The 14,563-nt window shown below is 40.0% G+C and carries 9 protein-coding genes and 1 pseudogene; 5 read left to right on the top strand and 5 right to left on the bottom strand.

Translation table 11 applies throughout. The features are described from left to right. Positions 1–27 precede the first annotated feature (27 nt). Both EAE93_RS03800 and EAE93_RS03795 read right to left on the bottom strand, forming a co-directional pair. A pseudogene (locus EAE93_RS03800) lies at positions 28–318 on the bottom strand (Tn3 family transposase); the annotation flags it as partial. 111 nt (positions 319–429) lie between these two features. Further along, on the bottom strand, positions 430–732 hold the full coding sequence (locus EAE93_RS03795) for a hypothetical protein (RefSeq protein ID WP_214039109.1): 303 nt from the start codon (positions 730–732) through the stop codon (positions 430–432). A 237-nt stretch (positions 733–969) separates the two neighbouring features. Between EAE93_RS03795 and EAE93_RS03790 the strand changes: the two genes are divergently transcribed. The 5 genes from EAE93_RS03790 to EAE93_RS03770 all read left to right on the top strand — a co-directional run bounded on the left by EAE93_RS03790 (position 970) and on the right by EAE93_RS03770 (position 5,377). Further along, positions 970–2,058 (top strand): AAA family ATPase, encoded by a 1,089-nt coding sequence (locus tag EAE93_RS03790; protein WP_214039108.1) that lies wholly within the window; start codon positions 970–972, stop codon positions 2,056–2,058. Then, positions 2,055–2,492: a DUF4276 family protein gene (locus EAE93_RS03785; RefSeq protein WP_110091701.1), complete on the top strand. Its 438-nt coding sequence runs from the start codon at positions 2,055–2,057 to the stop codon at positions 2,490–2,492. Before EAE93_RS03790 ends, EAE93_RS03785 begins: the two co-directional genes overlap by 4 nt. A gap of 5 nt (positions 2,493–2,497) precedes the next feature. Then, positions 2,498–2,686 carry an ATP-binding protein gene (locus tag EAE93_RS03780; protein WP_415186274.1) on the top strand — a complete coding sequence of 63 codons (189 nt, stop codon included), beginning with the start codon at positions 2,498–2,500 and terminating at the stop codon, positions 2,684–2,686. A gap of 384 nt (positions 2,687–3,070) precedes the next feature. Further along, on the top strand, positions 3,071–3,412 hold the full coding sequence (locus EAE93_RS03775; RefSeq protein WP_214039107.1) for a bleomycin resistance protein: 342 nt from the start codon (positions 3,071–3,073) through the stop codon (positions 3,410–3,412). Between the two features lie 204 nt (positions 3,413–3,616). Then, positions 3,617–5,377 (top strand): acyl-CoA dehydrogenase family protein, encoded by a 1,761-nt coding sequence (locus EAE93_RS03770; protein ID WP_214039106.1) that lies wholly within the window; start codon positions 3,617–3,619, stop codon positions 5,375–5,377. Positions 5,378–5,671: 294 nt separating this feature from the next. Here EAE93_RS03770 and EAE93_RS03765 read toward each other — a convergent pair whose 3' ends face one another. From EAE93_RS03765 to EAE93_RS25275, 3 genes are all read right to left on the bottom strand, one after another. Further along, on the bottom strand, positions 5,672–6,508 hold the full coding sequence (locus EAE93_RS03765; protein ID WP_214039105.1) for an ergot alkaloid biosynthesis protein: 837 nt from the start codon (positions 6,506–6,508) through the stop codon (positions 5,672–5,674). After that, entirely contained in the window at positions 6,498–6,722 is a 225-nt protein-coding gene (locus tag EAE93_RS03760; RefSeq protein ID WP_214039104.1) for a hypothetical protein, read from the bottom strand. Before EAE93_RS03760 ends, EAE93_RS03765 begins: the two co-directional genes overlap by 11 nt. Positions 6,723–7,014: 292 nt before the next feature. After that, positions 7,015–14,271: a Tc toxin subunit A-related protein gene (locus tag EAE93_RS25275; protein WP_332008260.1), complete on the bottom strand. Its 7,257-nt coding sequence runs from the start codon at positions 14,269–14,271 to the stop codon at positions 7,015–7,017. Positions 14,272–14,563: the final 292 nt, after the last annotated feature.

Below are 14,563 nucleotides of genomic sequence, written 5' to 3'. Positions count from 1 at the left end.
ATAGCCATTAATATATTAATCAATAAATTAAACCTCTTCATTGAACGCTCTCAGTTCTCCTTTGCTGACGGACTCCGGCACCGTAAAGGAATAGCGCCCTTGCATATTGATATGCCCACATTGTAACGGCGAGAGTTTTTCAACATCTTCATCCTGAACCGGATAACCCTCACGCCTGAGTTGTTGCAACGTCCTTCGACGTTTGTTTTCATCGTCGAGGTAAGTCAGCATATGGATGGTTTTATCAGCACGACCAATTTCGGCTATGGCCTGCGCCAAGCTGGTCGGTCTGTCGCCCGTTTGCAATATTTTCATTATGGTACCGGTTTTTCAGGTAAGGAAAAAATACTTGACTGATGAGAGTCAGTGACATAGTAGGTGCACTTCGGAAGATGTAGTGGAGCAAGAATTTCGTGTCTGCTAATCTGATTAATATGAAAGTGAGGTATTAACGTGAAACTGAAACAGCCAAAATGCCAATATTCTTCTGAATTGCCCTCTCATTGCTTCCCTCGACTCAGCATAACTAGCATTTTTCCAGTCTGGTACCTCACGTTCCAGCATAAGAAGGATTACCAGCTGCACCAGGATAGTTCCATCCTGATTAATTCCGTAGCTCCACTCACACTGAACCACAATAGGCATCGCAGTGTGGTAATACAAAATCACACCCTCTGCATCAGAATAAAGCTTATTTTTAAGATAATCCCTAGATGCTTCATGCAGAGGCATGAATTTCGCCCGGCAACTTTCGTTCCAGCCAGTAGCAATTAGAGCAGTTGTGGCGGTAACAAAGCGGCTGAAGCCTCTGGTGTATAGAAGGAGCATTTTAATGATAATGTATTCCACTAAGGAAAAGTTTTTAGAGGAAGAGCTGGACGCAAACCTGGCAATCAAGATAATACTTAACCTATTATTTGCCCTAACATAGGGCATATTTGAGTCGCATAATGCTGAAAAGGCAAAATTATGAAACCAGTAACCAACAATAATTTCTTAAGAAAAATTAATATAAAAGGCTACAAATCTATCTCAGAATGTGATTTACAAATGGGATGTCTAAATGTACTTATTGGTGCCAATGGTGCTGGGAAATCCAATTTCATCAGTTTTTTTCGCCTAATCGCCGTTGTACTTGATCATCGTTTACAATCTCTTGTTGGCAAAATGGGTGGCCCCGACACATTATTGCATTTTGGTCGTAAAAAAACTGAGTCTATGAGCACTGAGCTTTATTTTGGTCACAATGGTTATAAGTTTGAACTGGAACCCACAAATGATAACCGCATGATGTTCCAACATGAATCACTCTTTTTGGACATCAAAGGGGATTATAATATTGGTGCTGGACACTTTGAATCTCAGATCGTTCAGCATCATAACATTGAGGACTACGCATTACTTACTATGCTCCGATGGAGGGTTTACCATTTCCATGATACGAGTGATAATGCCAGAGTTAAACAAGCTCATCGTATTAATGATAATGACTATTTACGGGAAGATGGTGCTAATTTAGCGGCATTCTTATATCGTCTGCAAAAAAATCATATTCTGCATTACAAACGCATTGTCAAAACCATTCAAATGGTTGCCCCATTTTTTGGTGATTTTTACTTGCGGCCCACCTCGGATAATACTGATTACATTCAATTCGAATGGACAGAGAAAGAGCAGGATATTCCGTTTAAAGCGAGTGAATTGTCCGATGGTACTTTACGATTTATTTTATTGACTACCGTGTTACTGCAACCCGAAGACTATATGCCAAGTTCAATTATTATTGACGAACCAGAGCTTGGACTCCACCCCTATGCTATTAATGTACTGGCTGGTTTGATCAAAAACGCCAGCAGTAAGCACCAACTGATTATTTCTACCCAGTCAGTCGAACTGGTCGACCAATTTGATGCTGATGATTTGATTATCGTTGACAAACAACAAGGGGTATCGACCTTTAAGCGTCTGAATAGTGACTTTCTTTCAGAATGGCTTGAAGACTATAGCCTTGGTGAATTATGGAAGAAAAATTTACTCGGCGGGAGGCCACAGCGATGATCCGTATCAATGTTTTTGTAGAGGGGCAAACGGAAGAAACTTTTGTGCGGGATGTTGCAGCCAACGAACGAGTAGTTAAGCTAGAGCAAGCTTTCGCTAATGATATTGGGCAAACTAATTTTATTCCCAATCTGTTATTACATGAATTTGAAGCACTATTGTTTTGCCAACCTGAAAAATTTACGGATTGGCTTGATGACAACACCCCCATCTCAGCATTACAAACCATCAAAGCTCAATTTGATAGCCCTGAAGATATTAATAATAGCCCACAAACTGCACCATCTAAGCGTATTTTGGCGATAGTACCAAATTACCATAAGACTTTACACGGCCCACTCATCGCTGGTGATATTGGATTAGATACAATTCGTTCCCAATGCCCACATTTCAATCAGTGGTTAAATAAGCTAACTAACTTGAATTCTGGATAAATTAGTTGAACATTTCTGCGAGTGTAATGAACTCATTTCAACCACTTAAAAGCTGTGCCAAAATTGAATTGATGGAAAATCCGACAGTTGCAGATGCGCTGTTAGACCGATTGATCCACAACGCACATCAGCTGGAATTAACAGGAGAATCGCAACGGAAAAAAAGTCTGGCTGAAGCTGCGGAAGTAAGTTAAAAAGTGAGTAGTTACGAAGAAAAGATCAGATGGCCGGACAAACCGAAATACGCAGGGGATCCCTCAGGCGCAGAGCCAATATAAATGAAGGCTATCTTGTGCAGGTTTTACTGGCCGGTTTAAATGTGAATGAAAAATGAGCCTTCACGCTCTTGCCCTGATCAAATGTTGATGACATGATAGGCAATCCATGCTAGGTAAAAATGCTGTATTCATAGTAAATCATATTTAATAATTTATTGTTAATTCCTTATGATTTTAGGAGGTATTGTTGAATCTATTTTTATAGTCATATTACTTATTTAATGAGAGTAACGTACAGTGATTTGTCAGACAATCCGGTATGAGCGTTTAAAAATTATATATAAATAAAAGGGAAAATGTATGAGCGATTGGGAGGCTGTCCCTGTATTGGCTGCATTGGATCTAGATGAATTGGTTGACTTTTACACAAGTAAACTTGGGTTCCATTGCGACAATTTTGTTCCTAATGAATATGCGATAATTAGCAGAGGGGAAGCTGAAATCCATTTTTGGGCATGTAACGATAAGTACATTGCAGAGAACACTTCTTGCTATATTTTCGTGAAAGATATCCAAAGTGTGTTTCAAGAACTACAAGCGCAGACTGAAGTCTCTCCGCTTGCGGAAACTTCATGGGGCATGTTGGAGTTCCACCTAATTGATCCAAGTGGAAATTTACTTAAGTTTGGGCAGCTAGTTTAGCTGTTTAACGTTCTCCCCAACTCCTGTTTATTTGATAAACATGTTTTAATATGGTTTTCTCTACTGGGCTATAAGAAGGAAAATTTTCAACAGGTCACTTTTATATAATAAAATTTTTTAAATTAGAGGTATATATTTCTGGTGTATCCCATGACACTATTAGATAGCTAATATACATATTATTCTAGGAAAGGCTTCATCTATATGAATAAATCATTGTGCAATTCGGAATCAAAATTAAGGTCTTATTTAGGTATAGGAAATACGGTAATATCTGATAACCTTTTAGCCATACTTAAAAACACTTGTGATAATTACCCGTCGTCAGTAGAAAAATTCATAGAACTGCTTAAATATATTCAAAATAATAATATTCATACGACATCATTTAATGAATTAGTTTCCCTGCATGAACTTGTAGCTCCACACGATTGCGCTGTAGTTTCTATGCTATCAATTCATTTTAATTTAGCCATAGGCACTATCGCTAACTTAGGAGCACAAACTCCATATGTGGAAGATCTTTACCGAAAAATTTGCTCAGGTCATGCCATTGGAGTATATCTGGCAACTGAGCTGGCTCACGGAAATAATCTCATCGCGATCGAAACACAAGCTAATTATCTCCCGGAAAAAGGCGTATTCATATTGAATTCACCTAGCCAAAATGCATATAAATTTATGCCTAATACTACACCTTGTGAACTACCAAAAGTAGCTGTAATTTTAGCTCAGTTAAATGTATCAGGAAGGAAATATGGTATTTTCCCATTTATTCTCCCTCTGTCCGTAAATGGCAAATTAACTCCCGGAGTTAAAATTACTCCACTTGGCGATAAGCCAGGATTTTATTTAGATAACGCAATAACTTCATTTAATAATGTCGAAGTCCCTTTTGAAGGACTACTTGCGGGCAATATGATAACACTGACTAGGGAGGGTAAAGTATCATTGCATACTAAAGAATTAACAGAAAGGTTTTCGTTAATTACAAATAGAATACATTCAGGGAAGTTATGCATGGCAGTGATCTCAGTTACAGCAGCTAAATCAGCTCTTCATATAACTAGCACATATGGCAATAAACGACAAACATTCGGTTATTCAGGTACTATGCCAATAATTAATTATTCTCATTTCAAAGAGGGTATTGCCTGGGATACTTTGAGCACAATCACTCACGCGTTATACTTAAGAGAATTAACAAGAAAAGTTTCAATTATATTATCAGAATCAGTTAAAAACTTTAAATTTCCAGATAAATTACTTATTGAAATCATTACTACTAAGTCCTTGTGCACATGGCGCACGCAAGAAATATTAATTAATTGTCGTGAACGCTGCGGTGCACATGGTTTATTTACGCTTAATAAGATCCCCAATTATTTAATATCTAATTTTGGCGCGATTACTTCGGAAGGGGATAACCTTGTATTATCACTAAAAGCCGGAAGGATGATCATTCTCAATAAGATGAAAGAAATAAACAAAGCATCTTTCCAGCATAACCTATTTTCCATTTTAAATGATTATATGAACTTTTTATATAAAAAACTAAATGGATTAATGACGAGTAACAATAAAAAAATAAACTTAGATATGCTTAATAAGCATAGTGGGGATTTTCTAGAACTAAGCCAAACATATGCCGTTTTATCCGTGGTAACGACAACTATTGATACATATCACAACAATAAGGATGATGATTTTTATATGATCATCGAAGGGTATCTTCTCGACTGGACTCATCGTACCATGAGCAATCTCCTGAGAAGTGAAGTGATCAATTTACAGGAATCGCAAAGAATAGACGAGAGACGTATTGAATATATACGTAAACATGCAGACAGAATAAACGATTATATTACCAGTTTTGGCGTGGATAAAATTGGAATCGAGACGCCAATATCCAGTAATGACTATATTACCTGGTATGCAGATAATCATCATCAATTAAGAAACTAACTAGGGATTTCCATGGATGGATATAAATATCACCAACTCTCCGCGGGTAAATAAAATGGTTACGGACGCAGGATAATGGATTCGCTCAATTAAATGCTCAAGGTAAATTCATATATACCCTATGGATTTCAAGATGTATCGCGACGGCAAGGGAGTGAATCCCCGGGAGCATAGAGAACTATGTGACCGGGGTGAGCGAGTACAGCCAACAAAGAGGCAACTTTAAAGATGACGGGTATAATAAGTACAACATCGTTATTTTACTTCGGACAAGTATTATCCCGAGTCATACAATTAAACCTTCCAGCGATGACATTCCCTCTGAATAAAGATATCCAGTGAACAAGGATTCACTCCTGTTAATGCTTTGACGCCATCTGTAATGCGCTCCTCAGTACCTGATGCGATGTCATTATCCATTGCTGAAAGGATTTTTGAGTAGGTTTCATCCAGTCCATTTTGTTGTAGCCGACTGGCCAATTCACTGGTCGTTAGATTTCGGTGACTAATTTTGCGGCCTAAGGCTTTACTCAATGCAGCAGCAATATCTCCATAACTAAGTGTTTCAGGTCCTGTAAGGATAAAATCTTTATTTATGGTTCGATTTGATGTTAATGCAGAAACAGCAGCACGAGCAATATCAAGGGCGTCAATGAACCCCACTTTGCCATCGCCCGTTGCAGAATAGATAGCGTTCTCTTCATTTATTGTTACCAAATGCCGTTGCTCATAAAAGTTCTGCATAAACCAGGTAGGACGTAATACTGTCCATTCTGGCGTATTAGCTTCCAGCCAGGCGTGAATTTTTCCCATCATTGGAGCACCAGAGGCCAGCGACGATGCACTAAGCAACACAAAACGTTGAACCCCTTTTTCTAGCGCTATCTCAAGCAATGGTGGTACTACTGAACCATGATCACTAGTGTTCGTTGGCGCCACAATATATAGTGACCTGATGCCAGAAAATGCGGCTTCGGCCAGATCAGGACGCATCCAATCAAAAGCAATTTCACTGCCTGATTCAGGGGTGCGGGTACCAATCCGATGCGCGATCCCATTTTGGGTCAGTAACTCACTAATCAACCTTCCGGTTTTCCCCTTACCACCTGTGACCAAAATATTATTCTGCATGATAATCTCCTTTTAATTTGCTTGTAAGGTAGTTTTTGAGGGATTTTTTTCCATTTAATACTTGCACTCCATCAGGCAAAGCATAAGGAAATTCAAAAACAATATCCTCGGCTATCATGTCAAGAAATGATTTAGCATTAGGATACAGTGCATGACTAATCCCCTGACGTAGCAGAGATGTTAGATGAGGAAAAGGATCACTATTTTTCATCATATATATTCACTCCCGGAGGATGGAACGATATCATTTCATCCATATTATCAAGGGGAATCGGATGGAACACAATACGACAAAATGAAATATTAAATAAGTTTAATCAGATACATTCGTTTATTCCGTTGGATTTAAGAATAGTTCTCCAATCTAGTGATCTAATTAGCAAAGAATAAATCCATATCATGTTGAAATAATGGCATAAGAGAAAGATCACTTAAATAAGTTGAAAATCCCCTACCACAAAGTAGAGGATTTTATTGTCAAACCAAGATGATTAATACGTTAGATATTATGTTACAGATCCCTTTTTCTTCTCAGCTAATTTATCCGTTACTTCTTTAACAAACTGATTACCGCCATCTAGCGCGGTATAATGTAAATGAATAAGAATATCTTTTAATTTCCATTTACCATCAGAACCTTTTAATACCTTGTCGATAACTTGTCGGTCGGGGAATTTCAGGTTCCAAGTTGAAATAGCACCGGTTCCTTCAAACGGCAGATAACGACCATCGTCAAACATCAAAGTGCATAACCAATTCTCTGTTGCCACCCGGCCATCATCTTCCTGTACGGAAGAGAGGGCGATTTGCTGCTGCGCACGTAAATTGGTTTTGATATTTCTATTGTTGCCCGCTTTTCTCGTCGGATCATAGAGCCAGTTAATGCCTTCAATATCAGTATCCACTAACGTTGAACTGCCTGTTTGTATCAGAATCGCACAAATTTCTGGGATAACCACTGGGTCAGCACCGGCGCTTTCCAAAGATAACGATACAGAAACCCGTTTTATCTGCCGTAGATAATGTCCGGGATAGTTCTTATCAAAGGCTTTTGCATCCAGCGTAAAGTTCAGCGCCTGTTTTTTATCAATTTGGTTAGTTATCTCTGAGATGGAAGAGAGTGCGCTAAGAGAAAAGGTTTTCTTGATATTTAAACGACGTTCGTGACGTTGTAACCAAGCTGTTTCCATTTGCTGTAGATTTAATTGCAATGATTCCCCAGCAAGCAGTCCCTGATAGGAGTCATTCCAGGCATTGGTATCAATAAAACTTTGTCGCTGATAATCACCCACTTCATAACGCCAGCCCGCTTCCGCCATTAAGCACAATGACAGGACTGCATCATACGCAGGTGAATACAAAGCAGAAAGTCGTTTCATTAACCACTGGTATGTCGGCACAACCAAGAAACCAGTTGTCATAAATTCATACAATTCGGTTGCGGCATTTCGTTGTGCTTGAACTTCCCGTAATGCGGTTTGGGCAGTTTTAATCAGTAATTCCTGCTCTTTTAACTGTTTGTCGATGATATTGAGTTCACTTTGTGCCTGTTTCCACTCAATTTCCCAATCTTGGCGCCGTCGCTGATAGTTTGCTCCATCTTGAAGCCGATCTGCGATAGTTCCTTGTACTAGCCCGGCTATTTCAGCGACAAGCGCCGCTTTCACCAACGGTGCAGAATATTCACTGCCTCCGACAGCCAAGCCAAAAATATTAGGCAGAGTTTCCACGGCGGCACTCATAATATGAAAAGGAACCGCAGCCATTCTGGTGACTTCTGACGCGATTTTAACGGTCATCGCCGCAATTTCTAATCCAGACATATCATCGTTGTATAAATCGTAATAATGCTCATAGCGTTGTTGTGCCATATTTTTACTTTCTTCCAGAGCTGCTTTGCCCGCTTGAGCAATTTGAATCGCTTCCTGTTGCAGCTCTATCGCGAAAGCGGACAATCTGATGATTTGTGATTGTTCCAAAACTTCTTGTTCAGCGTTGACTCCACTTTCTATTGCTCTAAACAGTCGGTGCCCCAGTTGGATCAACTGTTTCACAGCCTCACTCGCACGTTTTAACATTACCGGGAAACGATAGTGTGGAATTGGCTGTATCGAACTGTTAAACGTATTCTGGACATTACCGGTACGACGTTGTGTTAAATTGTCCCCCTCAAGAGAGCCAGCATATAGCGGCAGGGATAGCGCTTTACCATCCAGTGTCAATCCATGACGAAGGTTATAGAGACGACTTTTTAGTGTCTTTTGATACTCGATAAGTCGGGTATTAAAAGGAGACATAAAGTAGCCATCAACAGCCCGGAAATCTGAGTCAACTATTATCTGAATTATGCCAAGACTTGCTTTGATTTCTTCAAGGCTAACCGGATGCCAGCGGGTAGCGGTAAGGCCCTCTGGTAAGGAACCGAGTAGTTGCAGTGCCTGCTGATAACACAGATTGGCTTCATTCAGGCTGTCTGAGGTCAGTTGCCGGTAGAGATCGTCGCCTTCCTGTATCCAGAGCTTGATAAGGAATTGGAACAAGGCTTTTTGATAGTAGACCGGCAAGCTATAGGCCACAATATCCGGGTTATCAGTATTTACGGAAGTGGGAAGATCACTACCACTTTCATTTAATGGGCGGGAATTCCAAAGCCGGCTGCCATAAGGATCGAACAAATGTTCTAAAAACCAACGCCGAGCATCGTAATAACGCCGTTCTTCGCCGAGTCGAGAAGAGACCAAGAAGGGGAGATGAAAAAATAATTCCCAGAAATATTGCCCATTAGCGCCGCGAAAATCTACCGGAGTAACCTGAGTGTCAGTACCCAAAGGTGGTTCAGATAACTGCTGGGTATCCCATGCCAGAACCCGCTCAATTGATTGAGTGGCACGAGCGACTAATTGCGTTCCAAACAGGGTATTTAAGCGAATGAAAGAGTAAGGGAATTTTAGCGCTTGGATATCCAGATATTGGGCCTGTTGGTTATTACGGCGCAGTATAACTGGTGGAGTTTTATCTATTTCTTCAATAGTTACAGTATATTTGCTTTTGGCTTCTCCAATGTAGTTAGGAGCACCAATAGGGAGAAATCGTACTTCTGTTGTAGCTGTCAGAATAAAGGAATATCGATTTACCCCTGACTCTATAGGAAAGGTTATATTTCCGGTAGTGACTTTGCCATTTAATGCAATATTTGAGGAAAAAAGCACTTTTGGGCTAGGTGGTGTATCAATACTCAGCGTTAGTTTTGATGGAGTGTATTCCCAATTATCCTCTATATCAAAATCAATACTGCTAAATGGCGCTTCTCCTTTTACCGATATAGCAAGTTTCTTTTCAGGTTCAATTTGCGATTGTTTACTCTTCTGAAATATAACCCTGTTTAACCAGGAAAAATTATGCCCTTTAATTATCTTATTATCTTTCCAATCTTTAGGTAACAACTCGAAAAGTTTTGTTCCTTTATAATATACGATGAATATTTTGGTCGGCGATTTTTGCCCTTGCCACTGAAAAGTGATAGATTTTTGCGAAAAATCTTGTGCGGCTATGTTTACTGTTATAGGGAAATCCTGATTGATGATTGTCCAGGTAAGTTGTTTGGAACGCATGAAACTAGGGAAGGGATATGTTCCATATAGAGTCCCGATCCCTTGAGGATTACGTTTACTAATTGTATTTATCCCTGTCAGGATAATTTTGGTTTTGTCTGCGCTTAATGCGGCTGTTAACTTCAAGTCAGGATGATTACGATTTTCAGCCTTTAATGTGATATAGCTTAGGCTGCCAGCATATTGATGCTGCAATGTTCCGGGGTCCCGATAAAACTTGTACCAAGTAGAGATAAGGTTTTTTTCTTCCGTCGCACTTAAGGTTTTTTTGTCTATTAATAGTAAATCACGGAGTTCCAGATAATAGTCTTTGTTTTTTATCCAAGTTCTACTGTCCTGTTTCGCCGTATCATAGAGTAATACTCCCATCCACGGATCGTTCTGGCGTTGTACATCCACCATTGCTATCAAACCCGGTTTATAACTCTCATCTTTCATGTAAATATTGAGATTATCGGGTACACGTTGGTCAGTCGTAGGGATTTTGGGGTATTCACCACTGGCATCTCTGCCATCCAAACGATATAGCCTATTGGGGGCGCTCCATTCACCGTTACTTTGTTTAAAAATGAACTGCACATTGATAGCTCGGTAGACTGATGGCTTCTGGTCTGCGCCAAGCAGCGGTGTGGGTTCACGTTCAACCCAAACAGCATATTGGCGTCCAGCGATAACAACCGGTCTCAGTGATAACAGGTCGCCTGTCAGTGACAGAGTGATTTTTTCCCATTCACTCCAAGCCAACGGGCTGATGCGATCCTGAGTATCGCGTAGTGTGATATCAAGTGTACGCCAGTAATACTCCACAGGTTCGGTATTGTTTTTACCAATAAAATGATATTGGTCACTTTTGGGATCTGTACCGTCTATATAGCCGCTGACTAACTGGAGATTACTGAGCCGTTCAAATTCAGTCAAATAACTCAAGATAGCGGTTTGTATCATGTCGTTATTTAACCGGGATTGGTTTAAGTCATTTTCCAAATTAGCAAAAGCACGGGTTTTTCTTATTCTTTGAGCGGAATCGAGACTATTTTCCGGGAAATTTCGTTGTCTTTGCCAGGCTTGCCAATGAGCATATTGGCTCAGATAACGGTTCCAGTTCTCGACCTGCGCACTTGGGATTGTCATGCTGCCGTAACCGGGTTCCAGATGGGAAAAGAGACGGAAAAGATAGTTTTGCAAGCTAGCAATACAAAAAGCAATCCGGCTGCTTTTCACCTCTGAAGTTACTTGCAGATCTGTCAGGAAATAGGTTGATAATGCATCAACATCTGAAATATCAACTAGCTTTTCATTGGCAGGTATCCACTGGCCTAACAGATAGTGGACTAAAGCATCACGCCAGGATTCATTCTGTAAACTTTCCAGTGACGCTTGTTCTTCCGGGGAGCAGGCTGCGAACAAAGCGCTGCTGACTTGCTGCCAAGTATCATAATTTGATTTCAGGGTGAGTTGAGCAACATCCAGTAAAGGTTGAGCAGAAAGCTCACTTTGTTTGGTTAATGCTTGCAGACGTAAAACAAAACTGATGCCGACAAGGCTTTGTGCCACGCCGTTGTCAAAATCATGGGTGACGCGCAGGATTTCATTACTCGACCAGCCGATTAATTCGGCCAGATTGTCCGCCGCCTGTTGTGGTGTCCATATCTTTTCATCTGGCGTCTGGGGTGGTTTTCCAACTTTATTAGCTTGGTTCAGATAATAGAGAATATCATCTCCCGTTTTAGTTTCAGGCAATAAATCTAGCCAATCACCATAACGGCTAAGACGGTGCAATACCGTTAGATCCAGAGAACGGAGCTTGCCATCAGCCAGATTCAGCCCAAACCAAGTAGGGTGATCGAGCAATGTTTGTATCCCTGTAGCATTGAGTTTAAACAATTTGCTGACAGTGGCATAACGACTAAGATCATACCAAATGGCAAAAGCATTTTCGCTGAGTTGATTGTTTTGCTGATCTCTTTCTTGGTACTGAGTGATGAGTTCGCGCAAAAATTCTGTACGACTTCTGCCTGTCCACTGGAATAACGGTAAAGCGAGGGGCTCATCTACCGTTAAGACATAACTGACAGATTTAATAATCATATCGTCTTGGGCGATAAAGGCATCCTGAATCAATGTCGTCAGTTTTTGTGACCAATCGTTTCCATATGCCGACCATGCAGTTTCATCAGCCAGTGGTTGAAGAATAGTTCTGACTTTTTTAGCCAGTATTTCTTCTAAGGTTTTGCCCTCTGGAATAACAATAGCTTTGATTATTCCTGGTGAATCAATCAACTCAGAAAGTTTCGTTAGCCAAGAAAAATTGTTGGTTTGCTCCTTGTGCTGAAAATCTGTCATAGCAGTGGCAATTTTATCTTCACTTAACAGCCCAGAATTGAGGGCAGGTAAAATCTTTTCAGTTACTTTGGAAAAGTCGATATTTTTGATTTTGTTGTCAGCATTTCCGCTGATGTTGTAAGGCGTAAGCAAGATATTTAATAATGGAGCTGATAGGCGATGGGATTTAAGCCATTGTGCCGCATTCATAAAAGCGACTATTGCGTCAAGAATGTCAAAATCATGGGATTGTGCGGTATTATCAATTTTCTTTAATACTGGAATGCCCGCTAATTGTTTTAAGTAGCCTGGGTTATCCCGTTCCAGCAATAAAAACAGAGCTAATTCATTCGGTAAAGAGAGCTTCAATAAACGGGGTAAAGAAACCAGTCGATATAAGGCAGATACGACAGTCAGTGAGCGGGTAGGTTTTTTTATTCCAAGTGACACAGTTATCCAGGTTAACAGTGTTTGGCAAGTGACATCATCAATATTCAGACCAACACATAGCTGATTGACAGTCAGCGCATCCACTCCTTCGGTAGCCGCTGGATCAAATTCGCTATTATCCAAGTTAAGTACCGATGCCGAAGCCGCTTGTTTTGACAGTCCTTGTGCATTGAATAATCGATCAAAAAAAGAGGAATTATTATCAAGCCCATAAGGCGTGATTTCCTCTATAAACGCACAGAATTGCTCAACCGTAACTTTATATTCCCGATGGAAATGTAAAAATACCCCTAATGTACGCAACGTAGATTCAGTAATAATCAAATTTTTCTGTTTTTCAGCCCGTAATGCAGCTGTCAATAACTGGTCAAGTTGTTCATAAGGGAGTTTCAATGCATGCTGGATATGCAGAAAACGCTGAATACGGTCAAAGCGGTCATTATTAATGCCTTTAATCCAGACGACTTCTTCTCCAGTTGCTTTGTCCGTAACCTTTTCCAAAGACATGGCCGGTTCAGTTCCCCCGTTGATAAATGCCGCGCCGTAATTGGCCCCGGAAGGAAACTGGGTGTTGGTGTTTGAAGGTTTCGTTACATTGCTAGAGAAAGTCACCGAACTGTGGGTTTCGTTACTTTCAGTCAGACCATTGACTGCTAGCAAGCGTTCAACATCCTGAGAAGTCAAACCAGTTTGCTGTGTAAATACAGTGAGTTGAGATAGGGTCGATGCGGCTTGGGCTGCATCACCGGATACACCATAATATTTAGCAAAGAAATCTTGTTGACCACTTTGGGATGCTTCAAGCAGCAATGTCTGTAATTCTGGCGCCAAAGCATTGCTGACTACCATAGCCTTTTGCAGTGAAGGTAAGTGCAGATTGTTATCGATAAAATTGGGAAATGCGCGATCAGATTGCTGGATAAGTTCTAGCAACGGAATCTTCTTTTTCTCCAGTACTGCGGTTGTTTGACGCAGTGGGAAATGAAAAGGTAATGAAAAAGGATAATGAATCTTTGCCAGTGATTCGGCTAAAGGTTGGGCGTTATTTAAATGAGACTGCGCTTTTTGCGCTAAAACTTCGATGATAAGCGGTAAAATGCTGCTGATTTGATTAATACTTTTACTGTCGAGTAATAATTTTTCAATATCTGGGCGTCGTTGACTAATAAGCCGGGCACTTTCTTCATTTGCAGTGTTTTCAAAGGAGAGAGCCTGTTGATACAAATCAACTAAATACGCCAGAGGCCCATCATTAGCTTCTGGTGCACCGGGAAAACAGTAAAGATCTTTATTATCGTTAAAGAGCGTTTGATAACTAGTACGTTTCTCTAATAATCTATTAGCGTTAATATCATTTGCCATAGTGTGATACCTTTGAATAAAAATAGGTTTAGGTATATCGACATTCCTGTCTTTAGGACATAACGAAAAATGATGTTATGCCAGGACACTATGGCTTTAAAATTATCTATTACCAGATTCAAAATATATTTACACTATAATCTGATTTAAAATATTGTTGATAACTTGAAACTCAATTGTTGGATAATATTAGAAAAATCTCCTTTTCTTTCCCTAATAAGGTTATTAAACATATGATTAATTTTCATCATTTTTGATTAGATAAATTTAATCAGATATATCTGGTTGTTCTATTGAATTTAATAATAAT

This window comes from Photorhabdus akhurstii, from assembly GCF_018448925.1.
In the GTDB taxonomy this organism is placed as follows: domain Bacteria; phylum Pseudomonadota; class Gammaproteobacteria; order Enterobacterales; family Enterobacteriaceae; genus Photorhabdus; species Photorhabdus akhurstii.
Note: the sequence above shows the minus strand (reverse complement) of the source record. Positions and strands in the feature narration are given on the sequence as shown.